The organism is Cupriavidus oxalaticus (assembly GCF_038900635.1).
In the GTDB taxonomy this organism is placed as follows: Bacteria; Pseudomonadota; Gammaproteobacteria; order Burkholderiales; family Burkholderiaceae; genus Cupriavidus; species Cupriavidus oxalaticus_B.
In genome coordinates this window covers 210805-234156 of the sequence record NZ_JAYMRX010000005.1, presented here as the reverse complement: position 1 = coordinate 234156, position 23352 = coordinate 210805, and the positions used below count along the sequence as shown (strand labels likewise).

At 66.4% G+C, this 23352-nt stretch carries 26 protein-coding genes and 3 tRNA genes; 10 read left to right on the top strand and 19 right to left on the bottom strand.

Annotated features, from left to right (window positions below):
• Positions 1–19: 19 nt before the first annotated feature.
• The 4 genes from lpxO to VSR71_RS11460 form a co-directional block, all read right to left on the bottom strand.
• Positions 20–922 carry a lipid A hydroxylase LpxO gene (gene lpxO / locus VSR71_RS11475; RefSeq protein WP_342913976.1) on the bottom strand — a complete coding sequence of 301 codons (903 nt, stop codon included), beginning with the start codon at positions 920–922 and terminating at the stop codon, positions 20–22.
• Positions 923–1060: 138 nt separating this feature from the next.
• Positions 1061–1384: a hypothetical protein gene (locus VSR71_RS11470; protein ID WP_151071348.1), complete on the bottom strand. Its 324-nt coding sequence runs from the start codon at positions 1382–1384 to the stop codon at positions 1061–1063.
• 58 nt (positions 1385–1442) lie between these two features.
• A complete protein-coding gene (locus VSR71_RS11465; RefSeq protein WP_428979391.1) occupies positions 1443–2897 on the bottom strand; it encodes a DUF2252 domain-containing protein in 1455 nt (484 codons plus the stop codon).
• A 128-nt stretch (positions 2898–3025) separates the two neighbouring features.
• Complete coding sequence (locus VSR71_RS11460; RefSeq protein ID WP_342913975.1) at positions 3026–3469, bottom strand: carboxymuconolactone decarboxylase family protein; 444 nt, start codon at positions 3467–3469, stop codon at positions 3026–3028.
• Positions 3470–3601: 132 nt separating this feature from the next.
• On the opposite strand from VSR71_RS11460, the gene VSR71_RS11455 reads away from it, so the two are divergent.
• Together VSR71_RS11455 and VSR71_RS11450 are read left to right on the top strand one after the other, a co-directional pair.
• The gene (locus VSR71_RS11455; protein WP_342913974.1) at positions 3602–5041 is read left to right on the top strand and encodes a PLP-dependent aminotransferase family protein; all 1440 of its coding nucleotides are present in this window, start codon (positions 3602–3604) and stop codon (positions 5039–5041) included.
• Between the two features lie 165 nt (positions 5042–5206).
• Positions 5207–5515, top strand: coding sequence for a hypothetical protein (locus VSR71_RS11450; RefSeq protein ID WP_342913973.1), 309 nt, complete (start codon positions 5207–5209; stop codon positions 5513–5515).
• A gap of 64 nt (positions 5516–5579) precedes the next feature.
• On the opposite strand, the gene VSR71_RS11445 is transcribed toward VSR71_RS11450, so the two are convergent.
• The gene (locus VSR71_RS11445; protein ID WP_342913972.1) at positions 5580–6263 is read right to left on the bottom strand and encodes a Fe2+-dependent dioxygenase; all 684 of its coding nucleotides are present in this window, start codon (positions 6261–6263) and stop codon (positions 5580–5582) included.
• A gap of 178 nt (positions 6264–6441) precedes the next feature.
• Here VSR71_RS11445 and VSR71_RS11440 point away from each other — a divergent pair, with 178 nt between their 5' ends.
• Positions 6442–6723: a hypothetical protein gene (locus tag VSR71_RS11440; RefSeq protein ID WP_342913971.1), complete on the top strand. Its 282-nt coding sequence runs from the start codon at positions 6442–6444 to the stop codon at positions 6721–6723.
• Between the two features lie 127 nt (positions 6724–6850).
• Here the strand turns inward: VSR71_RS11440 and VSR71_RS11435 are convergent.
• From VSR71_RS11435 to VSR71_RS11420, 4 genes are all read right to left on the bottom strand, one after another.
• A tRNA-Met gene (locus VSR71_RS11435) sits at positions 6851–6926 on the bottom strand.
• Between the two features lie 79 nt (positions 6927–7005).
• Positions 7006–7245: a hypothetical protein gene (locus VSR71_RS11430; protein ID WP_342913970.1), complete on the bottom strand. Its 240-nt coding sequence runs from the start codon at positions 7243–7245 to the stop codon at positions 7006–7008.
• 170 nt (positions 7246–7415) lie between these two features.
• A complete protein-coding gene (locus VSR71_RS11425) occupies positions 7416–7676 on the bottom strand; it encodes a hypothetical protein (protein WP_209760431.1) in 261 nt (86 codons plus the stop codon).
• 198 nt (positions 7677–7874) lie between these two features.
• Positions 7875–7951: transfer RNA gene (locus tag VSR71_RS11420), tRNA-Arg, on the bottom strand.
• A 134-nt stretch (positions 7952–8085) separates the two neighbouring features.
• On the opposite strand from VSR71_RS11420, the gene greB reads away from it, so the two are divergent.
• Positions 8086–8649, top strand: coding sequence for a transcription elongation factor GreB (gene greB / locus VSR71_RS11415; RefSeq protein WP_342913969.1), 564 nt, complete (start codon positions 8086–8088; stop codon positions 8647–8649).
• An 82-nt stretch (positions 8650–8731) separates the two neighbouring features.
• Here greB and VSR71_RS11410 read toward each other — a convergent pair whose 3' ends face one another.
• The 4 genes from VSR71_RS11410 to VSR71_RS11395 form a co-directional block, all read right to left on the bottom strand.
• Positions 8732–11263, bottom strand: a complete 2532-nt coding sequence (locus VSR71_RS11410; protein ID WP_342913968.1) for a bifunctional (p)ppGpp synthetase/guanosine-3',5'-bis(diphosphate) 3'-pyrophosphohydrolase — start codon at positions 11261–11263, stop codon at positions 8732–8734.
• A gap of 91 nt (positions 11264–11354) precedes the next feature.
• Entirely contained in the window at positions 11355–11558 is a 204-nt protein-coding gene (rpoZ, locus tag VSR71_RS11405; RefSeq protein WP_006578656.1) for a DNA-directed RNA polymerase subunit omega, read from the bottom strand.
• A 92-nt stretch (positions 11559–11650) separates the two neighbouring features.
• Positions 11651–12313, bottom strand: coding sequence for a guanylate kinase (gene gmk, locus VSR71_RS11400; RefSeq protein ID WP_342913967.1), 663 nt, complete (start codon positions 12311–12313; stop codon positions 11651–11653).
• A 57-nt stretch (positions 12314–12370) separates the two neighbouring features.
• The gene (locus tag VSR71_RS11395; protein ID WP_342913966.1) at positions 12371–13306 is read right to left on the bottom strand and encodes a YicC/YloC family endoribonuclease; all 936 of its coding nucleotides are present in this window, start codon (positions 13304–13306) and stop codon (positions 12371–12373) included.
• Positions 13307–13510: 204 nt separating this feature from the next.
• On the opposite strand from VSR71_RS11395, the gene VSR71_RS11390 reads away from it, so the two are divergent.
• The 5 genes from VSR71_RS11390 (at position 13511) to hemW (ending at position 18222) form a co-directional block, all read left to right on the top strand.
• Positions 13511–14551: a serine/threonine-protein kinase gene (locus VSR71_RS11390; protein WP_342913965.1), complete on the top strand. Its 1041-nt coding sequence runs from the start codon at positions 13511–13513 to the stop codon at positions 14549–14551.
• 55 nt (positions 14552–14606) lie between these two features.
• Positions 14607–15521 carry a PP2C family serine/threonine-protein phosphatase gene (locus tag VSR71_RS11385; RefSeq protein ID WP_342913964.1) on the top strand — a complete coding sequence of 305 codons (915 nt, stop codon included), beginning with the start codon at positions 14607–14609 and terminating at the stop codon, positions 15519–15521.
• Positions 15522–15629: 108 nt separating this feature from the next.
• Positions 15630–16349 (top strand): ribonuclease PH, encoded by a 720-nt coding sequence (rph, locus tag VSR71_RS11380; protein ID WP_342913963.1) that lies wholly within the window; start codon positions 15630–15632, stop codon positions 16347–16349.
• Between the two features lie 14 nt (positions 16350–16363).
• On the top strand, positions 16364–16981 hold the full coding sequence (gene rdgB, locus VSR71_RS11375) for an RdgB/HAM1 family non-canonical purine NTP pyrophosphatase (protein WP_342913962.1): 618 nt from the start codon (positions 16364–16366) through the stop codon (positions 16979–16981).
• Positions 16978–18222, top strand: coding sequence for a radical SAM family heme chaperone HemW (gene hemW, locus VSR71_RS11370; RefSeq protein WP_342913961.1), 1245 nt, complete (start codon positions 16978–16980; stop codon positions 18220–18222). Before rdgB ends, hemW begins: the two co-directional genes overlap by 4 nt.
• Before the next feature lie 95 nt (positions 18223–18317).
• Here the strand turns inward: hemW and VSR71_RS11365 are convergent, their stop codons facing one another.
• Positions 18318–18824, bottom strand: a complete 507-nt coding sequence (locus VSR71_RS11365; RefSeq protein ID WP_342913960.1) for a glycine zipper 2TM domain-containing protein — start codon at positions 18822–18824, stop codon at positions 18318–18320.
• Positions 18825–19130: 306 nt separating this feature from the next.
• Here VSR71_RS11365 and VSR71_RS11360 point away from each other — a divergent pair.
• Positions 19131–19220: transfer RNA gene (locus tag VSR71_RS11360), tRNA-Ser, on the top strand.
• Positions 19221–19273: 53 nt separating this feature from the next.
• Here VSR71_RS11360 and VSR71_RS11355 read toward each other — a convergent pair.
• The 5 genes from VSR71_RS11355 to VSR71_RS11335 are packed head-to-tail and all read right to left on the bottom strand — an operon-like array spanning position 19274 to position 23255.
• On the bottom strand, positions 19274–19648 hold the full coding sequence (locus tag VSR71_RS11355; protein WP_342913959.1) for a hypothetical protein: 375 nt from the start codon (positions 19646–19648) through the stop codon (positions 19274–19276).
• Positions 19649–19702: 54 nt separating this feature from the next.
• Positions 19703–20878 carry a betaine/proline/choline family ABC transporter ATP-binding protein gene (locus VSR71_RS11350; RefSeq protein WP_342913958.1) on the bottom strand — a complete coding sequence of 392 codons (1176 nt, stop codon included), beginning with the start codon at positions 20876–20878 and terminating at the stop codon, positions 19703–19705.
• Entirely contained in the window at positions 20875–21525 is a 651-nt protein-coding gene (locus VSR71_RS11345) for an ABC transporter permease (protein ID WP_342913957.1), read from the bottom strand. The genes VSR71_RS11350 and VSR71_RS11345 overlap by 4 nt, the downstream gene beginning before the upstream one ends.
• A gap of 10 nt (positions 21526–21535) precedes the next feature.
• Complete coding sequence (locus tag VSR71_RS11340) at positions 21536–22495, bottom strand: glycine betaine ABC transporter substrate-binding protein (RefSeq protein WP_342913956.1); 960 nt, start codon at positions 22493–22495, stop codon at positions 21536–21538.
• Positions 22496–22538: 43 nt separating this feature from the next.
• Positions 22539–23255: an ABC transporter permease gene (locus tag VSR71_RS11335; protein ID WP_342913955.1), complete on the bottom strand. Its 717-nt coding sequence runs from the start codon at positions 23253–23255 to the stop codon at positions 22539–22541.
• Positions 23256–23352 lie beyond the last annotated feature (97 nt).

Genomic DNA, 23352 nt, shown 5'->3' with positions numbered 1-23352 from the left:
GCTGATGACATCCCGCGAATTACAGGAAGATGACCAGGGCCACGCCCCCCACGATCAGGCCGAACTTGGCCACGTAGTACAGCTTGCGGTTCCATGCCTTGAAGCGGCGGCGATATTGCCCGCCCAGCCAGACAAAGCGGAACAGCTTGTTGATCATGCCGGTCTGGTCGTGCTCGTCGTTGGGCGAACTGGCTGCGGTCATGACCTTGCGGCCCATCCAGTGATTGAACTTCATGGCCCAGCCATAGCGCATCGGCCGCTCGATATCGCAGAACAGGATCAGCCGGTTGGCGTCGCTGCGGTTCTCGGCCCAGTGCAGGTAAGTCTCGTCGAACACCACGCCCTCACCGTCGCGCCAGCTGTGGCGCTCGCCGTCGACCTCAATGAAGCAGCGGTCATCGTTGGGCGTGGACAGACCCAGGTGGTAGCGCAGCGAGCCGGCAAACGGGTCGCGGTGCGGATTGAGCTTGCCGCCCGGCGGCAGCTCGGCGAACATCGCGGCCTTCACGCTCGGCAGCTCGCGCAGCAGCGCCACGGTCTTGGGGCACAGCACTTCGGCGGACGGGTGCTGGGCCTCGTACCACTTCAGGTAGAAACGCTTCCAGCCGTACTTGAAGAATGAATTGAAGCCGGCGTCGTCGTTCTTGTCCGCGGCCTTGATCTTGCGCATCGCGGCCAGCGCGAGGCCTTCGTCACGGATCTCCGGCCACGCGGCGCGCAGCTTCTCCAGGTCGGGGAAATTATCGACCGGGATATACGGCGTGCGCGGCACGCCTGAGAACGCGTACATGAAGCAGTTGATCGGCGCGACCAGCGCCGAATGGTCCAGCAGCTGGCGCCAGATCTTCAGCCTTACCTTGCCGCGGAAGTGCACATACAGGATGGCACCGAGGTAGCCCGCGACGATTATCCACTTGATCACCCGAAGTCCTCCTGGTTGGCCGCCCTGGCGCGCCGATGACTTGCGCAGCGGGCAGGCTGGGCGAAAACCGGCATTTTACCGAAATGGCCGACCCGCCGCAGCTAGTGGCGGCTGCCGCACATCGCAACGGAGCGGCTATCAGGACTCGCGGTCCGGACCGCCGCGCGACTGGCGCGCAATGCGATCGATCAGCGCCTGGGCATCCTCGGGCATGCCCTGCAGCGTCAGCAGGCGGGCGTTGAGCACCAGGTTTTCCAGCACCAGCTTGGCGGTCGAGGCCCACATCGTGGCCAGCAGCGCTTCCGTCGGCATGCCGGACGCTTCCATCTGCTCGGAACGCTCGGCGATCAGCCGGCACGCCAGCTGGCGCAGCGCGCGGTCATCGAACGGCAGGTCGGCGTAGTCGATCGGGTCTTCCTTTTCGACCTCGGCCATCAGTTGCAGCAGGGTGTCTTCTGTCATGGGCAGACTCCTGGCAAAGCATGAATGCAACGGGCACGGCCAGCGCGGCCATTCGTTGCTATACGCGGAATTCTCCCGCCATGTCGGCGTCGGTGCGCGCCTCCAGGCGGCCCGACCGGCACGCGGCGACAAACTGCTCATAGTCGCGCTCGACCTGGTCGGCATAGCCATTGGCATAGCCTACCATCGCATCGGCCATCCGGTCGCTGCGTCCCAGGTAACCGCTGACCTCGGCGGCCAGCCCGCTGCCCTTGGCATGCGCCCGCGCCAGCACCCAGCCGCACAACGCGGCGTAGCGGCCGAAGATTTCGGCATCCATCAGTTCAAGCTGGGGCGACAGCTTCATGTCGCGCAACTGCCGCATGTAGAAGTGCCGCCCGAATGGCCCCTTGGTCCAGCCCAGGAACAGGTCGCTGGCTGCCTGCATCAGCCGCTGGCCCTCGACCACGCGGCGCCCCTCGTGCGCCGCCTGCGGCCCCTTGAAAAAGCGCGCCACCACCGAGCGCGTGGCTTCCTTGACCTGCAGGAACAGCGGCTTGTCGTGCTGGTCGACCATCAGGAGGATCATGCAGCGCGTGCCGACGCTGCCCACCCCGACCACCTTGAAGGCCTGGTCGTGCCGCGTGAAATGGCTAAGCAGCCGGCGCCGGTCGGGCGCCAGCGTCGACAGGTAATCCTTGAACGACTGCTCCATCGTCTGTTCGGGATCCGCCACGGTCATCCAGTCGTCGCCCGGATCGAACAGCGTCTGCATGCCGCGTACATGGAAGACAGCTGGCGGCGCGTCCAGGATCCGCCAGCGGCCTTCGACGCGTTCGGCCAGCTTGGGCAGCAGCGCTTCATGGGTGCGGTCGGCCGCGCGCTCGATGCCGCGGCGGATGCGCTTCTGCACGTTGGGCGAGGTCTCTTCCTCCAGCAGCCGCTCGAAGGTGATCCGGTCGTACCAGGTGTCGAGCATGCCCATCTCCGCGTAGGCCTGCATCCGGTCCCGGTAACTGCGCACCGCCTGGCGTACCAGGTCGTCGGCGGTGTCGGCGGGGTGACGCAGATGGCGCGCGGCCACCACGAAGCTGGCGCACAGCCGCTTCAGGTCCCATTCCCACGGACCGGGGCTGGTTTCGTCGAAATCGTTGAGGTCGAACAGCAGCGCGCGCTCGGGCGTGGCATAGCCGCCGAAGTTGCCCACATGGGCGTCGCCGCAGACCTGCATGGTCAGGCCCGTGTCGGGCGTGCCGGCGAGATCGTGCGCCTGGATGACTGCCGTGCCGCGGTAGAAGGCGAACGGAGATGCCAGCATGCGGCCGTAGCGCAGCGGCACCAGCCGGGACACGCGCCCCTCGCTGCTGATCTCGAGCAGCTTGACGGGATCGCGGTCCAGGTTGCCCAGCGCCTCGTGCGCGCCGCGTGGCACCTGTTGCCGGATGGCCTTGCCGCGCTCGAGACGGGCCCCGACGACATCCTGGGGAGCTGGGCGGCTTTCCGCGCCGCCATCCGTTTCCACGTCTTGCCGTATCGCCACGATGCCTCCCCCTGCCGGCGCGCCGGCGGTTGTGCCATATGTGCAGCTACTGTGGCGCAAGCTAATGCAGCGCGCCGCGGCTTGTCAATCGACCGGCCGCGGCGGCTTTCGTGGCGCTACGTTCAGAGCGCCGGCGGCTGGCGGCGGAAGCCGGCGCCGAAGCGGTTCCAGGCATTGATCATCGAGATCAGCAGGGTCAGGTCGGCGATTTCCTTTTCCGAGAACTGCTCGCGCACCGCGTTGTAGTCGGCATCGGGCGCCTGACTTTGCGGCAGCAGCGTCAGCGCCTCGGTCCAGGCCAGCGCGGCACGCTCGCGCGCGGTGAACCAGCTCACTTCGCGCCATGCCGGCAGCAGGCTCAGGCGGCGATCGCTCTCGCCGTGCTTGCGCGCGTCGGTCACATGCATGTCGAGGCAGAAGGCACAGCCGTTGATCTGCGACGCACGGATCTTCACCAGTTCCTTCAGGCTGTTTTCGAGCCCGCAGCGGGCCAGGTAGATCTCCACGCCGACCATTGCCTTGTAGGCGTCCGGGGCCACGTCTTGCCAGTTCATGCGTTCTTCCATGTCGATTCTCCAGGGATCCGGTTAAGTGATTGGCGGGCGCTGGCCCGTTGGACTCAAAGATAGCCCTGGCGATTGGCCCCGTACACTGCCAATTTCCGGCAAAATCGGTAGACCAATTTCCGGGCAAGCGCCATGGAGCTCCATCTCGCGCTGGACCACGCCGGCGACCTTACCGCGCAGATCGTCCACCAGATCCGCAACGCGATCCAGGCCGGGCGCCTGGAGGCTGGCGCACGCATGCCGCCCACGCGGCTGCTCGGCGCACAGCTGGGTGTCGCGCGCAAGACCGTGACCACCGCCTACGAGCGGCTGGTGGCGGAGGGTTGGCTTCACGCCCGCGTCGGCGACGGTACCTATGTCGCCGAGGGTCTGGCGCGCAAGCCGGTGCGCATTGCCGCCGCGCCGGTGCTGCCGCCGGCGGTGCAGCGCTGGATGGCGGTCGAGGCACCCTTTCTCGGGCCGGCCGGTGGTGCGCGCTATGCCTTCCAGCCGGGTCAGGCCGACACCGCGCGCTTCCCGCACGAAGCCTGGTCGCGCTGCGTGCGCGCGGCACTGGCGGTGGAGCGGCAACGCGCGCCCGGGCCCGCGGATCCCTGTGGCGAGATGCCGCTGCGGCAGGCCATTGCCGCCCATATCGCCTTCACCCGCGGCGTGCAGGGCGCGCCCACCGATATCCTGGTCACCGCCGGCGCGCAGCAGGGCATCGACCTGGCCGCCCGGCTGCTGCTGGGTCCGGGCGCCGTGGTAGCCATGGAAGATCCGGGCTACCCGATGGCCCGCGCGCTATTCCAGGCGCTGGGCGCGCGCGTGGTGCCGGTGCCGGTCGACGGCGAAGGACTGGTGGTGGAGGCACTGCCCGGCGAGGCCACGCTGGTCTTCGTCACGCCGTCGCACCAGTCGCCGCTGGGCGTGCCGATGAGCCTGGCGCGGCGGCAGGCGCTGCTCGACTGGGCCGCGCGCCGCCACGCGGTGATCCTGGAGGACGACTACGACAGCGAGTTCCGCTATGGCGGGCAGGCACTGGACGCGCTGCAGACGCTGGACCGCCACGGCCGCGTGGTGTACCTGGGCACGTTTTCCAAGACCCTGCTGGCCAACCTGCGCTGCGGCTACCTGGTAGTGCCGCCATGGCTGATGCCGGCGGCACGCAAGGTCAAGCACCTGATGGACTGGTACACACCGACGCTGATCCAGCAGGCGCTGGCGCGCTTCCTGTCGGAGGGACACCTGCTGCGCCACATCCGGCGCTCGCACGCGCGCCATGCGCAGCGGCGCGCGCGGCTGCTGGCGCGGCTGCACGGCGACCTGTCGCCGTGGCTCGAAGCCCTGCCGGCAATGGCCGGCTTTCACCTGGCAGCGCGGCTGCGCGTGCCGGTGGCTGCCGACGCGCTGGTGGCGATGGCACGGCTCGCCGACCTGGAACTGGCCACCCTCGACCCCTTCTACGCCAAGCCGCCGCCGACCTGCGCCGGTCTGGTGCTCGGCTTCGGCGCCATCGACCTGCTCGACATCGATCCGGCGCTCGACCGGCTGGCAATGGTACTCTCGGCCCTGGCCCCCGAGTCGGCGTAGCGTCTTGTGACGTCGGCGCCATTCCGACAGAAACGTCGGCCTCAGGGTACGCACCGAATGCGTGGGAGCGCACGCACCGTCATACTGGCGTCCGCAAGCTTCCGTTGAACAAATCGGACGGGAAGCAGTCTCATTCGCACTTCCAACCACACCAGAGTCGCGTTCATGACCAAGCGTTTGTTGTCCGCCATGCGTCAGTACGCATGGTTTTCAGGGGTAAAGCACCATGTCGTGCAGGGCGTCGAAGCCCTGGCGGAATTGCTCAAGTCCCCTTCCGCCGCGGCGCGCGCCGTCGCGGCCGTGATCGCCGAAACCGAGCACGGCGTGCAGGTTTGGGTCTCGTATCTCGGCAAGCCGCTGGACCCGCACACCAACTACGTGCTGTGGCCGAACCGCGCCCTGCGGCCGGCACGGCGCCGCATCCAGTCCTCCCCGATCGAGCAGTTGCAGATGCGACGGCGGCGCGACGAGTAGCCGCGCCCTTCGCCGCATTGACGCAGCGCCCCGCCGGCATCCCGGCGCCGGGCGCTGGTAGTGCTCAGGCGTCCGCCCAGCGGCGCAGCAGGTTGTGATAGACGCCGGTCAGGCCGATCACGGCTTCATGCGACTGGCCGAGTTCCTGCGCTGTCTGGCGGATGCGCCCGTCCATCTCGAACAGCAGTGAACGCTGGCCGTCGTCGCGCACCATGCTCTGGATCCAGAAGAACGATGACACCCGCGCGCCGCGCGTAACCGGCGTCACGTGGTGGATGCTGGTAGCCGGGTAAAGAACCATATGCCCGGCCGGCAGCTTCACGCGTTGCTGGCCGTAGGTGTCCTCGATCACCAGTTCGCCACCGTCGTACTGGTCCGGTTCGGTCAGGAACAGCGTTGCCGACAGGTCGCTGCGGATGCGGAAGCTGGTGCCGCGCAGGTAGCGGATCGCGTTGTCGACATGATTGGCAAAGGTGTGTCCGCCCTCGTAGCGGTTGAACAGCGGCGGATAGACCTTCAGCGGCAGTGCCGCCGAGAAGAACAGCGCGTTGTTGCCCAGCGCATCCTGGATCAGGTCGCCAACCTGGCGCGCCGCGGGCGAGCCTTCGGGCAACTGCAGGTTGCGCTTGGCCAGCGCCGACTGGTAGCCCGAGGTTTCATTGCCGTCGGTCCACGGCGCGGCGTCGATGATCTGCCGGACCTGCGCCACCTGGGCCTTGGAAAGTACGTCTGGAATCTGCAGCAGCATGGTGGCGACAACCTTTGGGCAAGAATGGGGAAAGCGCGCGCCTGACGGACGCGTCGTGAACGCGTATTGTATGTGAACCCTGATATCGCTCGAACAAGAATCATTATTGTTTGAGCTTGCGCAGGCGCCGGCTCCACTACAATGGTTTTTGTGTTCCCGTCATCGCCAAGGAGACGACATGTCCGAACCGCTACACGACGAAGCGCTGGTCAATCTCTATCTGGAACGAATTTCAGCCCTGTCGGTGAGCGCCTTCGATGGTGCGGATGTCGGCGCCGAGCTCGATGCCGTGATGCGCGAGGCGGTGGCCAAATGCCAGGCGGCAGGCGGTCCGCAGGCACAAGGCACGCTGGCGGTGCTGGCCAAGCGGTTGCGCGAGCGTGCGGAAGCGGCCGAGCGCGAAGACCAGGCATTGGTGCGCGATACTTTCCTGAAGGCGGCACAGCGATTGCCGGCCTGAGGGCGTGCAAGCACCGCGCGCGATCATCGCGGAGGTTTGCAGATTCACTTCAAAGCAGGGAAAGATCAGGCCGGTCGGCCTTGAGAACAACGCCTTGAAGGGTTGCGGCGAATGCCGCGAAAGGCGTTGGTTGCGGGGGCAGGACTTGAACCTGCGACCTTCGGGTTATGAGCCCGACGAGCTGCCAACTGCTCCACCCCGCGTCCGAAGAAATAAATTATGCAGTAGTTACACACATCTGGCAAGTCTTTTCTCTGCTCAATGCGAAATCGCTGCCGACGATCATGCGCGATGCCTGGCATTACCATCGGCCTCGTGCGCGGCGAGCAGTGCCTCGATGTAGCGGTTGACCTGGTCGAGCGCCTCGAGCTTGGTGTCGAATGCGTGGTTGGGGAACGGGTTATGCCGCCCGGCGACAACGATGCCATCGCTACGGCGAACGATCTCGATCAGGATGGCCCACTTGCGCTTGGGCAACGCAATCACTTCATAGACGACCTTGTAGCCTTCGAATTCAGGCATGGCGCGGCACTCCTTCTGCTGCAATGGCGAGCAAGACGTCGCTCGCTTCCACATCCAGCGTAGGAATGCCGGGCCAGATCAAAAATGATCCCGGTCAAGGTCGATAGATCATCGTGTGATATATGCCGTTGCGCTGTTCGCAATAGCTGGGCAAGGGGCGTGCCCGGGCATCACTCCGGCGGCGGCCCGAGCATTCGGTCCACCAGCGCATATCCGGCGCCAAAGGCAGCGACTTCCGCAGCGTGGCGTGTGGCGAACTGCTGCGCGCCGCTCGCCAGCACCTCGATGTCGCCCGCGTCGGCCGGGTCTGCCCCTTCCTGCGCCACGCGCACTTCATAGCCCCATCGACCGATACTGCGCTCGCCCTGCGGCGACACCAGCACGTAGACATCCATGTCGCGGTACTGCTCGACGCGCCAGTCGTTTTCCATACCCATTGCTCCGGAGGGTCGGCGTACTTCGCCTGTTGGTTCGAGCCTAGGAGGCGGCATGTGCGCGCGCAAGCCGTGGTGCAGCAAAAGCTGCTGTCGGTGCGGCAATTACAAGCGACGGGAGGAAGACCTGGAGTGAGGCAGGCAGAAAAACAAAAAGGGCTTCCGTTTCCGGAAGCCCTTTTCTTACTGCATAGGTGGCGCGGCTGGCAGGATTCGAACCCACGACCCCTTGGTTCGTAGCCAAGTACTCTATCCAACTGAGCTACAGCCGCACTCGAGAAAAGAGATTATATCTGAGATTTCAGATTTGTGAACCCCCCTCGGCACTTTTTTCTCATCTTTTTGCGGGCGTGGGTCTGCACGCAGCGTTTTTCTATAATGAGAACCCGACGAAGTGATCCGGACCATGAACAAGGCATTTGTCAAAGAGTCCTCAGGCGACGAGGACGACGACCTCCCCGAAGGCGCAACGCCGCTGCCACCCGGCACCAAGAACTACATCACCGCCGAAGGCTACAACCGCCTGCGCAATGAGCTGATGCAGCTGATCGACGTCGACCGGCCCGACGTGGTGCAGATCGTCTCGTGGGCGGCATCCAATGGCGACCGCTCCGAGAACGGCGACTATCTCTACGGCAAGAAGCGCCTGCGCGAGATCGACCGCCGCATCCGCTTCCTGACGCGCCGCCTGGACAAGGCCGAGGTGGTCGATCCCTCATTGCAGGGCGACAACGACCAGATCTTCTTCGGCGCCACCGTCACCTATGCCAACCGCGCCGGTGAAGAGACCACCATCACCATCGTGGGCATGGACGAAGTGGATCTGGACAGCAATTGCGTCAGCTGGATCTCGCCGATCGCCAAGGCGCTGATCAAGGCGCGCGAAGGCGACACCGTGCCGCTGCGCACGCCGGCCGGGGTCGAGCAGATCGATATCCTGGAAGTCAGCTACCCGTCAAAAAAACAATAAGCAGGCGGACGTTTTGGGGCGGCCCTGGCCAGGCGTGCGGCCGCAGACTGTACAAGTAGTACGGCAAGGCCGCACAACCCGACTAGCCGTCGTTGCGGTCGCGGAAGATGCGGATGACGTCCGGGTTGCGGCGCAGCCCGCGCATCACGTTGGCCAGGTGCAGGCGGTTCTGCACCTGGATGATGAACTGCATGTAGGTGGCTTCCTGGTGGCTGCCGTCCTGCTGCTCCATCGCCACGTGCGCGACATTGGCATCGGCGGCGGTCAGGTCCGCGGCGACGCGCGCGACGATGCCCTTGACGTTGCGCACCATCACCTTGATCGACACGTCGAAGGCACGCGTGGTCTTCTTGGCCCACATCACGTCGATCCAGTGCTCCGGATCCTTGCTGTGCAGGCGCTTGGCGATCTTGCAGTCCTGCACGTGGATCTGCAGCCCTTCGCCCTTGCCCAGGTAGCCGACGATCGAATCGCCGGGGATCGGGCGGCAGCACGCCGAGAAAATCATCGACATGCCCTCGTCGCCGGTGATCGGCACCGCGGGCGCTTCTTCGCCGGCAAAGGTCTGCACCGCCGCCAGCAGCGCGCTGTCGACGTCGCCGGACAGTTCCTGCAGCAGGATCTCCATGCGCTTGGCCACCACCGCCGGCACGCGCCGGCCCAGTGCCAGGTCGGCGAAGATGTCCTCGCGATGCTTGTTGCCGGTCCACTGGATCATGCGGTCCCACACCGACTGCGGCACGGCCTTCAGCTCGATGCCGAGCTGGCGCGCGGATTGTTCCAGCAGCCGCTCGCCGAGCTGGATCGCTTCGTCCAGCTTGGTGGTCTTCAGGTAATGGCGGATCGCCGCGCGAGCCTTGCCGGTGCGCACGAACGACAGCCATGCCGGATTCGGCTTCGAGTACGGCGCCGTCACCACCTCGACGATGTCGCCGCTCTTCAATTCCGTGCGCAGTGGCAGAAGCTCGTTGTTGATCTTGACCGCGACGCACTGGTTGCCCAGGTCGCTGTGCACCGCGTAGGCAAAGTCCAGCGCGGTGGCGCCGCGCGGCAGCGCGCGGATATGGCCCTTGGGCGTGAACACGTAGACCGCGTCGGGGAACAGGTCGATCTTGACGTGCTCGAGGAATTCCTGAGAATCGCCGGTCTGGCTCTGGATATCGAGCAGCGACTGCAGCCACTGGTGCGCCTGCTGCTGGATATCGTTGGCGTGGTCGGCCTGGTGCTTGTACATCCAGTGCGCGGCCACGCCGGCCTCGGCGATCTGGTGCATGTCGCGCGTACGGATCTGGAACTCGACCGGCGTGCCGAACGGTCCGACCAGCGTGGTGTGCAGCGACTGGTAGCCGTTGATCTTCGGGATCGCGATGTAGTCCTTGAACTTGCCGGGCATCGGCTTGTACAGGCCGTGCAGTGCGCCCATCGCCATGTAGCAGTGCATCTGCGTTTCCACCACCACGCGGAAACCGTACACGTCCAGCACCTGCGAGAACGACAGCTGCTTGTCGTGCATCTTGCGGTAGATGCTGTACAGCGTTTTCTCGCGACCGGACAGTTCGGCCACGATGCCGGCATCGGCCAGTCCCTTCTGCGCAGCCTCGAGGATGCGCTTGACAACCTCGCGCCGGTTGCCGCGCGCGGCCTTGACCGCCTTTTCCAGCGTGGCGTAGCGGAACGGCGAGCCTACCTTGAACGACAGTTCCTGCAGTTCGCGGTAGATGGTGTTGAGACCGAGACGATGCGCGATCGGCGCATAGATCTCCATGGTCTCCAGCGCGATGCGGCGGCGCTTCTCCGGCGGCACGAAGTCGAGCGTGCGCATGTTGTGCGTACGGTCGGCCAGCTTCACCAGGATCACGCGCACGTCGCGCGCCATCGCCAGCAGCATCTTGCGGAAGCTTTCCGCCTGCGCCTGCTCGCGGCTCTGGAATTCGAGCTTGTCCAGCTTGGTCAGGCCATCGACCAGTTCGGCGACCTTGGGACCGAATTTCTCGGCCAGCTCGCTCTTGGTGATGCCCTGGTCTTCCATCACGTCGTGCAGCAGCGCCGCCATGATGGACTGCACGTCCAGCTTCCAGTCCGCGCACAGCTCGGCCACCGCCACCGGATGGGTGATGTAGGGCTCGCCGCTCTGGCGGTACTGGCCCAGGTGGGCCTCGTCGGAAAACTGGAAGGCCTCGCGTACGCGCGCCAGGTCGGGGGCCTTCAGGTACGCGAGCTTTTCCATCAGCCGGGTGATGGAAATGACCTGCTGGCGCGGCGGCACCGCCGGCTGCGAGGTCGGCCCGAAGAAGTGCCGGTATGACTGCGCCAGCACTGCATCGATAAACAGGCTGTCAGCCACCGGAGGCGTCGCTTCCTGCACTGCCGCCAGCTCATCCTGCAGCGCGGAAGCCCTCGCCTTGCCCGGTGCCAGCGCGGGCGCGACGGCCCGCTCGCCGACGACATCGTCGCCGAGCGGATCGGGAAGATTGGGAGCGCCGGTGCGCGCGTTCACGGAAGACTGGCCCGGGATGGTGCGCTTACGCGCCGTGGGCGGCGCCGCATCGCCGAGCGCGCCCGCCGCGGGCGTTGGCGGAGAGGAAGGCTGGGAGGGCAGATGCGGCGAAGGCATGGCGGCGGCCCCTGGAATCCGGCTGGAGAGCCTGGAAATATGCTGGCACGTTGCGAGGATGAGCCATGGGCCGGCCGCTCGATCGGGTCGATCAGGTCGGGACCTTCTTCAGCATCTCGATGCCGACCTGGCCCGACGCGATCTCGCGCAGTGCCACCACGGTCGGCTTGTCCTTGGCCTCGACCTTGGGCGTGTGGCCCTGCACCAGCTGGCGCGCACGGTACGTGGCCGCCAGGGCGAGCTCGAAGCGATTCGGGATGTGTTTCAGACAATCTTCGACGGTAATACGCGCCATATCAAATCCACCTTGGGACAAAACCTGTTGGGTTGCTATTTTACAGCACGCGGCGGAAAACGCCGGAGGCGCCTGCGCTCGCGTGCCTCGGCTCAGTGGATGCCGAGCTCGATGAACAGCTCCGCGTGCCGTGCCTTTTGCGACGAAAAGCGCAGACGGGTAGCCCGAACCACGTTGCGCAGCTCTTCCAGTGCATCGTCGAAGACCTCGTTGATGATGACGTAGTCCGACTCCGACGCATGCGACATCTCGCTGCCCGCCGCCAGCAGGCGACGCACGATCACTTTGGGCTCGTCCTGGCCGCGCTTCTTCAGGCGCTCTTCCAGCGCGGTCAGCGACGGCGGCAGGATAAAGATCTCGACCGCGTTGGAGAAGCGCTGGTGCACCTGCTGCGCGCCCTGCCAGTCGATCTCGAGCAGCACGTCGTTGCCTTGCGCCATCTGCTGCTCGATCCACACGCGCGAGGTCGCGTAATAGTTGCCATGGACCTCGGCCCACTCCAGGAATTCGCCGCGGTCACGCGCGGCGCGGAAGTCGTCGACGCTGACGAAGTGGTATTCGCGGCCGTTCTGCTCGCCCGGGCGCGGCGCGCGCGTGGTATGCGAGATCGACAGGCGGATGGCCGGATCCTGCGCCAGCAGCGCGTTGACCAGCGTCGACTTGCCGGCTCCCGACGGCGCCACGACCATGAACAGGTTGCCCGGGTAGACGGTGTCGATAGGAGGATGCGGCGCGGTTTGAGACGTTTGGCTCATGATGATGATTCGGTGACTTCGGGGTGATTCCTGGGGTGATGCCGGTGCCTTGCTGCGTTATTCGAGGTTCTGGACCTGCTCGCGCATCTGCTCGATCAGCAGCTTGAGCTCCATCGAGGCATCGGCCAGCTCCTTGGCGGCGGCCTTGGAACCGAGCGTGTTGGCCTCGCGGTTCAGCTCCTGCATCATGAAGTCGAGGCGCTTGCCGACCTGCCCACCCTTCTTCAGGATATGGCGGGTCTCGTTCAGGTGTGCCTGCAGCCGCGACAGCTCTTCCGCGATGTCGATGCGGATGCCGTAGACGGTGGCTTCCTGGCGGATGCGCTCGGCGATCTCGTCGCGGCTCATCGACGGCATGCCGGTGGGCGCGGCCAGGTTGAACGCTTCCTGCAGGCGCTCGGTCAGCTTCTGCTGGTGGTGCGCGATCAGTTGCGGGATCGCCGGCGTCAGGCGCTCGACGATTGTCAGCATGGCGTCGACGCGCTCCATCAGCGCCGCCTTGAGCGCCTCGCCCTCGCGGCGGCGCGCTTCCAGCAGCTGGTCCAGCGCCTCGCGCGCGGCGCCGGTCACGGCTTCGCGCAGCGCGTCCTGCGACAGCTCGGGCTCGACCAGCACGCCCGGCCAGCGCAGGATCTCGCCCATGCGCAACGTGCCGGCGCTGGGAAAGGTGCCGGCCACGGTGGACTCCAGCGCGCGGATCTGCGACAGCAGGCCGTCGTTGAGCGCCAGCGTGGCGCCGCCCGAATCGGTGCGCTGCAGGTTGATGCGGCATTCCAGCTTGCCGCGCGACAGTTCGGCCATCAGCATCTCGCGCAGCGCCGGCTCAAAGGCGCGGCACTCTTCCGGGGCCCGGAACAACAGGTCGAGGAAACGCGAATTGACAGTGCGGAATTCCACCGAAACGGAGGCAGTGCGCCCGCTCGGCTCGCCCTGTGCGTTGGTCAGTGGCGCCTGGCGCGTCGCCAGGCCATAGCCTGTCATGCTGTGGATCATTGGATGTTCTCGTGAGTGGAGGCGGCCGCGGGGCGCTGCCGGCCCGCGGGCACCCTCCTCGAGCCTCCCGCGACCGGATCCGGGAGCGCTCTCAAAACGTTGAAAGGAGGGCAACAATGCCCGTATTTGTGTTCTTTACAAGTGACCGATTAGCCCGGACAATCCGTTGGCAAATCCGCGGAGGCAAATCCGGCCCCTATTCCCATGACAGAGTCCAAGGGCACGACACAACTGAAGAGTGCACCGCTGCCCGTCGGCACGCTGTTGTCCAACTATCGTATTGTAAAGAAGTTGGCCAGCGGGGGGTTCAGTTTCGTCTACCTGGCCACCGATGAAACCGGCGCGCCGGTCGCGATCAAGGAGTACCTGCCGTCGTCGCTGGCGCGGCGCAACCCGGGCGAACTGATCCCCGTGGTGCCCGAGGAAAACGCCGCGGCGTTCCGCCTCGGGCTCAAGTACTTCTTTGAAGAGGGCCGCTCGCTGGCCCGCATTTCCCATCCCAGCGTGGTGCGCGTGGTGAATTTCTTCCGCGAGAACGCCACGGTCTACATGGTGATGAACTACGAGCTGGGCAAGACGCTGCAGGAGCACGTGCTGGCGGCCCGGCAGCAGGGCCGCGCCAAGGTGCTGCGCGAGCATTTCATGCGCAAGGTCTTCCACGACCTGATGAGCGGCCTGCGTGAAGTGCATATCCACAAGCTGCTGCACCTGGACATCAAGCCCGGCAACATCTACCTGCGCGAGGACGAGTCGCCGATCCTGCTGGATTTCGGCGCCGCGCGGCAGACGCTGACCATGGAAGCGGCGCGCTTCCAGCCGATGTACACGCCCGGCTTTGCCGCGCCCGAACTGTACGGCAAGCATTCCGACCTGGGGCCCTGGACCGATATCTACAGCCTGGGTGCCACGCTCTATGCCTGCATGGCCGGCATGCCGCCGCAGGAGGCCAACCAGCGCGAGAAGGAAGACCGCATGGGCGAGGCGCTGGTGCGGCTGCGCAGCAGCTATACCAACGGTATGGTCGACCTGGTCGAATGGTGCCTGCGGCTGGCGCCGTCGGAGCGGCCGCAGAGCGTGTTCCGGCTGCAGAAGGAACTGCGCGAGCAGACCAATGCGCTGAGCGAGCAGGCGCTGCTGGCGGCCGCGCCGCCAGCAGCGCCTGCCGAGCGCCCTGCCCCCGCTTCGCGCTTCCTGACGCTGCTGCGCCGCCGCGACGAGCCGGCCCCCGGCGCGGGCGTAGAATAAATCACAAATCGCGCCCATCGGGGCGCGGTGACCTTACTGAAGTTCCGAAGCCAACATGCGATTCTCTGTCTACCAGGAAAGCAGGAAAGGCGGCCGCCGCGTCAACCAGGACCGCATGGGCTACTGCTTCACGCGCGACGCGTTGCTGATGGTGCTGGCCGACGGGCTCGGCGGCCACGCGCACGGCGAAGTCGCGGCGCAGCAGGCGCTGCAGACGCTCGCGCGGCAGTTCCAGACCCAGGCGCGCCCGGTGATACGCAATCCCGCGGAGTTCCTGCAGGACACCATCATGCTGGCGCACCGCGAAATCCACCGCTACGCCGAAGCCAACCGCATGGCCGACGTGCCGCGCACCACGGTGGTCTGCTGCCTGGTCCAGCATGGCCAGGTCTACTGGGCCCATGCCGGCGATTCGCGCTACTACCTGTTGCGCAAGGGCCGCCTGCTGACGCGCACGCGCGACCACTCCAAGATCGAGAACCTGCTGCAGCAGGAACGCGTGCTGCCAATGCACGTGGCCAACCACCCCGAGCGCAACAAGCTCTACAACTGCCTGGGCTCGCCCAACCTGCCGCTGATCGACCTGGGCGGCCCGGTGCGGCTGGAGCCCGGCGACGTCGCCTTGCTCTGCTCCGACGGCCTGTGGGGTCCGCTGGACGAGCAGGCGCTGGTCGACAAGCTGTCGCGGCTGTCGGTGGTACAGGCGGTGCCGGCGCTGATCGAGCAGGCGCTGCAGAACGCCGGCGAAGGTGCCGACAACACCACCGGCATCGCCATGATGTGGGAGCTCGACAACAACGCCACCGGCCCGGATTCGGTGATGACCGATACGCTGCCGCTGAACGCGTTCACCACGTCGATCCTGGACCGCACCGGCACGGACAGCGACCTGCTGTCCGAGGAAGAGATCGAGCGTTCGATCGCCGAGATCCGCGCCGCCATCGACAAGACCAGCAACCTGATGCGCTGACCGGGTTCGCCGGCGGCCTCTATCCTTCGCCGCGCGCCGGTATGCAGCGCGCGCGGCCCCGCGGCGGTAGAATCGCGGTCTCTCCCCCGATTCCGACCCGAACATTCCATGCGACCCAGCGGCCGCGCAGCCGATGCGCTGCGTTCCATCAGCCTTACCCGCCACTACACCCGCCACGCCGAGGGTTCCGTCCTTTGTGCCTTTGGCGATACCAAGGTGCTGTGCACCGCCAGCGTGCTCGCCAAGGTGCCGCCGCACAAGAAGGGCAGCGGCGAAGGCTGGGTCACGGCCGAGTACGGCATGCTGCCCCGCGCCACGCATACGCGCTCGGACCGCGAGGCCGCGCGCGGCAAGCAGACCGGCCGCACGCAGGAGATCCAGCGCCTGATCGGCCGTGCCATGCGCTCGGTGTTCGACCTGGCGGCGCTGGGCGAATACACCATCCACCTCGACTGCGACGTGCTGCAGGCCGACGGCGGCACCCGCACCGCGGCCATCACCGGCGCCTTTGTCGCCGCGCACGACGCGGTCGCCACCATGCTGCGCGACGGCCTGATCGTCGGCAACCCGATCCGCGACCACGTGGCCGCGGTCTCGGTCGGCATGGTCGACGGCGTGCCGGTGCTCGACCTGGACTACGCCGAGGACAGCAACTGCGACACCGACATGAACGTGGTCATGACCGGCAGCGGCGGCTTTGTCGAGGTGCAGGGCACTGCCGAAGGCGCGCCTTTCAGCCGCGCCGACCTCGACGCCATGACGCGCCTGGCGGAAGCCGGCATCGCCCGCCTGGTGCAGCACCAGCGCGAAGCGCTCGGCCTGGCCTGACCCAGGATCCGACCATGCAACGACTGGTACTGGCCTCCAACAATCCCGGCAAGCTGCGCGAGTTCGGCACGCTGCTGGCACCGCTCGGCTTCGACGTGGTGCCGCAGGGCGACCTGGGCATCCCGGAGGCCGAAGAGCCCTTCGTCACCTTTGTCGAGAACGCCCTGGCCAAGGCGCGCCACGCCAGCCGGCTGTCCAGCCTGCCCGCGCTGGCCGATGATTCTGGCATCAGCGTGCGCGCGCTCGACGGCGCGCCCGGCGTCTATTCGGCGCGCTATGCGCAGATGGCCGGCAAGCCCAAGTCGGATGCGGCGAACAACGCGTACCTGGTGTCGCAACTGGCCGGCAAGCTGGACCGCCATGCGCACTACTACTGCGTGCTGGTGTTCGTGCGCCATGCAGAGGATCCCTGCCCGCTGATCGCCGAAGGCGTGTGGCATGGCGAGGTCGTCGACGCGCCCCGCGGCGCGGGCGGCTTTGGCTACGATCCGCATTTCCTGCTGCCGGTGCTGGGCAAGACGGCCGCCGAGCTATCGGCGGAAGAGAAGAACGCGATCAGCCACCGCGCCCAGGCACTGCGCGCGCTGGTGGCCAGGCTGCAAGCCGACGCCGCGCAGCGCAACGGCCGATGATCCCGATCGTACCGGCCGGCAGCGCGCCGCCCGCCGCCTCTGCCGTCGACACCAAGCAGCTATGGCTCAAGCCCGGGCAGATCAGCCTGCCCGGATCGCCGCCGCTGTCGCTGTACGTGCATATCCCGTGGTGCGTGCGCAAGTGCCCGTATTGCGACTTCAATTCGCACGCGGCGCCGGGCGCCAACAACCATGAGATCCCGGAAGAGATCTACCTGGACGCGCTGCGCGCGGACCTGGAGCAATCGCTGCCGCTGGTATGGGGCCGTCCCGTGCATACCGTCTTTATCGGCGGCGGCACGCCCAGCCTGCTGTCGGCCGCCGGCATGGACCGGCTGCTGTCCGATATCCGCGCCTTGCTGCCTCTCGATGCCGACGCCGAGATCACGATGGAGGCCAACCCCGGCACCTTCGAGGCCGACAAGTTCGCCAGCTACCGCGCCAGCGGCATCAACCGGTTGTCGATCGGCATCCAGAGCTTCAACGACCGGCACCTGCAGGCGCTCGGCCGCATCCATGGCGGCGCCGAGGCGCGCAAGGCGATCGATATCGCGCAGGCGAGCTTCGACAATATCAACCTCGACGTGATGTACGCCCTGCCCGGACAGACGCCGGAAGAATGCCGGCAGGACCTGGAAACCGCGCTCTCGTACGGCACCACGCACCTGTCGCTGTATCACCTGACGCTGGAGCCGAACACGCTGTTCGCCAAGTTCCCGCCCGCGCTGCCGGACGACGACAGCGCGTACGAGATGCAGGACCTGATCGAGGCACGCACGGCCGAGGCGGGCTATCGCCACTACGAGACGTCGGCCTATGCAAAGCCGCATCGCGAGGCGCGCCATAACCTCAACTACTGGCGTTTCGGCGATTACCTCGGCATCGGCGCGGGCGCGCACGGCAAGCTGTCGTTCCCGCACCGCATCCTGCGCCAGATGCGGCACAAGCATCCCGCCACCTACATGGCGCAGGCGCTTGCCGGCAATGCCGTGCAGGAAGCGCGCGACGTGAGCGCCGACGAGTTGCCGTTCGAGTTCATGCTCAATGCGCTGCGCCTGACCGATGGCGTCCCCGCAGCAAGCTTCCAGGACTACACCGGGCTGCCGTTGCACACCATCAGCAAGCAACTCGCCGAAGCCGAAAAGAAGGGACTGCTGGAAGCGGACCTGACGACCATCCGGCCGACGGAACTGGGCCGGCGCTTCCTGAATGACCTGCAGGAGATGTTCCTGAAGGACTGAATTGTGGACGCAGCGGCGTCCCGACAAGTCCCGACAGTCTCAACAAAAAGGCCACGCAATCGCGTGGCCTTTCTGCCTTCGGACAGCCGTCAGCGTCAGTACGGCGTCGCCATATCGTTGGCCACGCGGGCGCGCATGCCGACTTGCAGGTTGCCCAGGTTCGACTGCGTCACGGTCGCGACGCGGCCATCGTCCAGGCGCACGTTGACGCGATACGCGTTCTGCGTATTGCTGCCCGCACGCTTTTCGATCTGGTTGCCCGCCACTGCGCCCACCACGGCACCGCCGATGGTGGCCGCGGTCTGCCCGCGCCCGCCGCCGATCTGGTGGCCCAGCAGGCCGCCCGCGGCACCGCCGATGACGGTGCCCAGCAAGCCCGAGCTGTTTTGCGTGGAGGTGATCGGCTCGATCGATTCCACACGGCCGTAGTACACCGAGCCGGCAGGCGCCTGCGAGGTGTTGGTGGTCTGGTAGGCCGGAGGCGGCGCGGTGTTGTATCCGGTATTGCTGTAGCCGCCGTTATACGGTGCGGCACAACCGGCCAGCACCGCCACCGCGGTAGCTGCCGGCAGGATCAGCCATTTCTTGCTTTGCATTCGCATATTGAGTTCTCCTCTGTTGCCAGTCGAAGCAGGGATTGCGGCACACCGACACACACCGGTGGCACGCGCCGCGATCCCATGCACTCCAATATGAGCGGCGGGCCCATGTGAAGGTTCCGCTGTGTCAGACAGACGCCGACAGCCGCGGCCGGCGGTGTGGCAGGAAGTTTACGCATGCCGCCTTGCCGCGCTGCAAGACCACCTCGTTGCACGCGGGCCTTGTATAATGCGCGGCCTGACCGTCAGGTCGATGGCAACGAAGCGCCGAAGGACCCGCCCTTTCGCGCTACAATGCCCGCACTTTCCGGAAGCGTGGCCGAGTGGTTTAAGGCAGCAGTCTTGAAAACTGCCGATGGGGTGACCCATCCGTGAGTTCGAATCTCACCGCTTCCGCCAGACAGCAAGACGGCCCGCACCGGGCAACCGGTGCGGGCCGTATCCATTCGGACCTATTCCGATGCGCCTTCCGGACACTGCGTCAGCAACCGGTAGGCTTCGGCTTCTGAAATCTTCAGCCGGTATTTCTGGGCCAGCACGCGCGCAAATGCGTATGCCGAGTCCGGGTGACAGTGCCGCAACTGCTCGCGGTACGCCTCCACTTCATAGCGCAGCCGCCAGCGCCGGCTGGCCAGATACAGCACACCCATCAGCCCCCAGCTGCGCCAGAACTGGCGCACGTGCACCTTCTCATGCTCGATCAGCGCGTCGCTGGCGCCGGGCCGCAGCAGGATCAGCGGGCCGGGCGTGAAGCCGTCAAAGCCGCGCGGGATCAGCCAGCGGGTTTCGACGACCAGGCAAAGCGGGGAGCGGCAGTAGCGGAGCATGCGTCAAGCATAGCCCGGATGCGCGCGCTCTGCCCTGTCCTCAGGCTGCCGCGCTCAGGCCGCCGCGCGCAGCGGCGCCGGCGCGGCAGCCGCGGGCATCGCCAGCGCGGACTGGCCACGCGAGCGGCCCGAACTGAGGTAGCCCGCGATCGATTCCTGCGTCACTTCGCCCAGGTAGTCGCCGTCCGCACCCATCACCGGCAGCCAGCTGGTGTTGTGCTGGTACATGCGCGACAGCACGATGCGCAGGTGCTCGTCGAACGCCGCGGTCACCGCGAACGGCCGCATCACCTCGCTGCACACGCCCTTGCCCGAGCGCGCGTCGCGGCGCGTGACATAGCCGACCGCGCGCTGCGCCTCGTCCACCACCGGCAGGTGGCGCACGTCGGCATCATCCATCACGCCCAGCGCCTCGGCCAGCGGCATGTCGGGGCGGCAGCTCGGCGGCATGGTGGCGGCGTCGCCGGCGCGCACCAGCAGCAGGCGCTTGAGCGTGTTGTCGTGGCCGACGAAGGCCTGCACGAACTCATCGGCCGGGTGCGCCAGCAGCGCGTCGGGGTGGTCGAACTGCACCAGCTTGCCACGGCGGAACACGGCCACCTTGTCGGCCAGCTTGATCGCCTCGTCGATATCGTGCGAGACCATGATCACGGTCTTGCCGAGCTGGCGCTGCATCTGCAGGAATTCGTTCTGGATGCTCTCGCGGTTGATCGGGTCGACCGCGCCGAAGGGCTCGTCCATCAGCAGCACCGGCGCATCGGCCGCCAGCGCGCGGATCACGCCGATGCGCTGCTGCTGCCCGCCCGACAGCTCGCGCGGGTAGCGGCCGAGCATCAGGTTTGGGTCGAGCTGCACCATCGCCATCAGTTCGCGGGCGCGCTCGCGGCACTGCTTCTTTCCCCAGCCGAGCAGGCGCGGCACCACCATGATGTTCTCTTCGATGGTCATGTTGGGGAACAGGCCGATCTGCTGGATCACGTAGCCGATCTTGCGGCGCAGGGTCACGCCGTCGATGCCGCGCGTGTCCTCGCCCTCGATGCGCACCGTGCCCGCGGTCGGCTCGATCAGCCGGTTGATCATCTTCAGCGTGGTGGTCTTGCCGCAGCCCGACGGGCCGAGGAAGACGCAGATCTCGCCGCGCGGCACCGTCAGCGACACGGCGTCGACGGCCCGCACTTCGGTGCCGTCTTTCTGCTGGAAGGACTTGGTGAGTTGGTCGAGTTCGATCATGGACGGATCCCCTTCGGCGTCAGCGCCCGCTGCAACCACTGCAGGAAAGCGTCCGCCACGATGGCGAGCAGGCTGACCAGGACCGCGCCCACGGCCAGCTTGCTCATGTTGCTCTGGCTGATCGCTTGCAGGATCAGCACCCCAAGGCCACCCGCGCCGATGATGGCGGCAATGGTGGCAACCCCGATATTCATCACCACGGCGGTTCGCACCCCGCCGAGGATGACCGGCACCGCCAGCGGCAGGTCGACCAGCCGCATCCGCTGCCAGGTGGTCATGCCGATGCCGCGGCCCGCTTCCTGGATGCCGGGGTCGACATTGGCCAGCGCGGTGTAAGTGTTGCGCATGATCGGCAGCAGCGAATACAGAAACACCGCCGTCACCGCCGGCACGTAGCCGAGCGCATGGCCGAAGCGCGCGAAGATCGGGATCATCAGCCCGAACAGCGCGATCGACGGCAGCGTCAGCACGATGGTGGCCAGCGCCAGCAGCGGCGTGGCCAGTGCGCGGAAGCGCGTGATCACGATGCCCAGCGGCACCCCGATCAGGATCGCCAGCCCGACCGCAGAGCCGACCAGCACGAGATGCTCGCCGGTCATCTTCAGCAGCGTGGGCCAGCTGTGCTGCAGGTAAGAAAACAAGTCCATGCGGCCCTCCTCAGATCAGTCCGTGGCTGCGCAGGAAGTCCTCCGCCACCTTGTCCACCGGCTGCTGGCCGATGTCCACCTTGTAGTTCATGTCGGTCATGCTCTGGTTGTCGAGCCTGGCCGCGAGCGCGTTGAGCAGGCCCGCCAGTTCCGGATGCTTGTCGAGCACGGGCTTGCGCACCACCGGCACCGCGTTGTACGGCGGGAAGAAATGCAGGTCGTCTTCCAGCAGCACGAGGTCGAAGCCCTTGACGCGGCCGTCGGTGGCGTAGACCAGGCCCAGTTCGACCTGGTTGTTCTTCAGCGCGGTGTAGACCAGGCCCGGGTCGAGCTGGATCACGTCGCGGCGCGAGAACGGCAGCTTGTACAGTTCCTTGAGCGGCTCCAGGCCGTCCGGGCGCGCAGCGAATTCCATGTCGACAGCGAACGGGTGGCTGGCATCGGGACCGGCCTTGCGCATCTGCTCGGCAAACGCCGACAGCGTGGTCACGCCTTTGCCAGCGCGTTCCTTCGGCATCGCCAGCGCATAGGTGTTGTTGATGTTGGAGGCATCCAGCCACACCAGCCCGCGCGCGCCGTCCAGCTGCCTGACGCGCTCATAGCTTTCCTTCGCGCCCAGCTTTTCCTGGACCTTGTTGAACACGATCAGCGCAGTGCCGGTGTAGTCCCAGACCACGTCGAGCTGGTTGCTCTCCATGGCCTGGCGCATCAGCGTGCTGCCCAGCCCGGCGGTCAGTTCGGTGCTGAAGCCCTTGGCACGCAGGTATTTCGACGTCATCGACGACAGTAGCAGCTGCTCGGTGAAGTTCTTGCCGCCCACGCGGATCGGCGCTGCGGCGGCATTGGCGGTATTGGCTGCCGCAGCGGCGTGCGCCCCGGGCGCCGTGGCCAGCGCCAGTCCTGCCGCGAGCGCGGTGACGGCTGCCACCAGCATGGCGGCGCGGCGCGCGCGGCGGCGGATGAATTGCATTGGGTCTTTCATGTCGGCCCCCTCGTTAACCTTGGTAAGCGCGTCAGCGCGCCAGCCCGCGGCGGCGCAGGTACATCTGGCCGGCAGCGGCGAACAGCGCGTCCAGTGCCAGTGCCAGCAGCGCGGTGGCGGCCGCGCCCAGCAGCAGCAGCGACTGGTTGTTCAGGTAAATGCCCGGGAAGATCAGCTCGCCCAGGCTGTTGGCGCCGATCAGGAACGACAGCGGCACGGTACCGACGTTGATCACCAGCGCGATGCGGATGCCGGCCAGCATCACCGGCAGCGCGTTCGGCAGTTCCACGCGCACCAGCCGCTGCACCGGCGTCATGCCGATGCCGCGCGCCGCTTCCAGCAGCGTGGGCGAGACGCTGCGCAGCCCCTCGTAGGTGTTGCGCACGATCGGCAGCAGCGAAGCCAGCCACAGCGCCAGGATCGCCGGGCGCTCGCCGATGCCGAGCACTGCCAGCGCGAGTGCCAGCACCGCCAGCGACGGCACCGTATTGCCGACGTTGAAGACCTGCATCAGCCGGTCGGCCCAGCGGCGCATGCACGGGCGGCTCAGCGCGATGCCGGCCGGGATGCCGGTGGCCAGCGCCAGCGCCATCGAGATCGCGACCAGGCGCAGATGGTCGGCGACGTCGTAAATCAGGCGCTCCTGATATTTTTGAATCACATCGACGCCGATCCACGCGACCAATGCGGCGATCGCGGCAAGCGTCAGTCCTGCCCAGGCGAAAGACCGGGCCGATTGCTTTGACATACTCTCCCCTCCTGCGGCCCGAAAAGAGCGCAACACGCCACTTTCCGATCGCGGAAAACAATATGGGCTGGTGGGTGCGGAGATGGAGGCGCCACCG

Excerpts from the sequence above, each read along its gene's own strand:
- VSR71_RS11350 (WP_342913958.1), bottom strand. The coding sequence starts at position 20,878 with ATGATCGAACTCGACCAACTCACCAAGTCCTTCCAGCAGAAAGACGGC.
- VSR71_RS11430 (WP_342913970.1), bottom strand. The coding sequence starts at position 7,245 with ATGCCTGAATTCGAAGGCTACAAGGTCGTCTATGAAGTGATTGCGTTG.
- VSR71_RS11335 (WP_342913955.1), bottom strand. The coding sequence starts at position 23,255 with ATGTCAAAGCAATCGGCCCGGTCTTTCGCCTGGGCAGGACTGACGCTT.
- gmk (WP_342913967.1), bottom strand. The coding sequence starts at position 12,313 with ATGAGCCAAACGTCTCAAACCGCGCCGCATCCTCCTATCGACACCGTC.
- VSR71_RS11470 (WP_151071348.1), bottom strand. The coding sequence starts at position 1,384 with ATGACAGAAGACACCCTGCTGCAACTGATGGCCGAGGTCGAAAAGGAA.
- VSR71_RS11440 (WP_342913971.1), top strand. The coding sequence starts at position 6,442 with ATGTCCGAACCGCTACACGACGAAGCGCTGGTCAATCTCTATCTGGAA.
- rdgB (WP_342913962.1), top strand. The coding sequence starts at position 16,364 with ATGCAACGACTGGTACTGGCCTCCAACAATCCCGGCAAGCTGCGCGAG.
- VSR71_RS11460 (WP_342913975.1), bottom strand. The coding sequence starts at position 3,469 with ATGGAAGAACGCATGAACTGGCAAGACGTGGCCCCGGACGCCTACAAG.
- VSR71_RS11345 (WP_342913957.1), bottom strand. The coding sequence starts at position 21,525 with ATGGACTTGTTTTCTTACCTGCAGCACAGCTGGCCCACGCTGCTGAAG.
- VSR71_RS11390 (WP_342913965.1), top strand. The coding sequence starts at position 13,511 with ATGACAGAGTCCAAGGGCACGACACAACTGAAGAGTGCACCGCTGCCC.
- VSR71_RS11340 (WP_342913956.1), bottom strand. The coding sequence starts at position 22,495 with ATGCAATTCATCCGCCGCCGCGCGCGCCGCGCCGCCATGCTGGTGGCA.
- VSR71_RS11425 (WP_209760431.1), bottom strand. The coding sequence starts at position 7,676 with ATGGAAAACGACTGGCGCGTCGAGCAGTACCGCGACATGGATGTCTAC.
- rph (WP_342913963.1), top strand. The coding sequence starts at position 15,630 with ATGCGACCCAGCGGCCGCGCAGCCGATGCGCTGCGTTCCATCAGCCTT.
- VSR71_RS11410 (WP_342913968.1), bottom strand. The coding sequence starts at position 11,263 with ATGCCTTCGCCGCATCTGCCCTCCCAGCCTTCCTCTCCGCCAACGCCC.
- VSR71_RS11385 (WP_342913964.1), top strand. The coding sequence starts at position 14,607 with ATGCGATTCTCTGTCTACCAGGAAAGCAGGAAAGGCGGCCGCCGCGTC.
- VSR71_RS11450 (WP_342913973.1), top strand. The coding sequence starts at position 5,207 with ATGACCAAGCGTTTGTTGTCCGCCATGCGTCAGTACGCATGGTTTTCA.
- VSR71_RS11445 (WP_342913972.1), bottom strand. The coding sequence starts at position 6,263 with ATGCTGCTGCAGATTCCAGACGTACTTTCCAAGGCCCAGGTGGCGCAG.
- VSR71_RS11395 (WP_342913966.1), bottom strand. The coding sequence starts at position 13,306 with ATGATCCACAGCATGACAGGCTATGGCCTGGCGACGCGCCAGGCGCCA.
- hemW (WP_342913961.1), top strand. The coding sequence starts at position 16,978 with ATGATCCCGATCGTACCGGCCGGCAGCGCGCCGCCCGCCGCCTCTGCC.
- VSR71_RS11365 (WP_342913960.1), bottom strand. The coding sequence starts at position 18,824 with ATGCGAATGCAAAGCAAGAAATGGCTGATCCTGCCGGCAGCTACCGCG.
- rpoZ (WP_006578656.1), bottom strand. The coding sequence starts at position 11,558 with ATGGCGCGTATTACCGTCGAAGATTGTCTGAAACACATCCCGAATCGC.
- greB (WP_342913969.1), top strand. The coding sequence starts at position 8,086 with ATGAACAAGGCATTTGTCAAAGAGTCCTCAGGCGACGAGGACGACGAC.
- VSR71_RS11455 (WP_342913974.1), top strand. The coding sequence starts at position 3,602 with ATGGAGCTCCATCTCGCGCTGGACCACGCCGGCGACCTTACCGCGCAG.
- VSR71_RS11355 (WP_342913959.1), bottom strand. The coding sequence starts at position 19,648 with ATGCTCCGCTACTGCCGCTCCCCGCTTTGCCTGGTCGTCGAAACCCGC.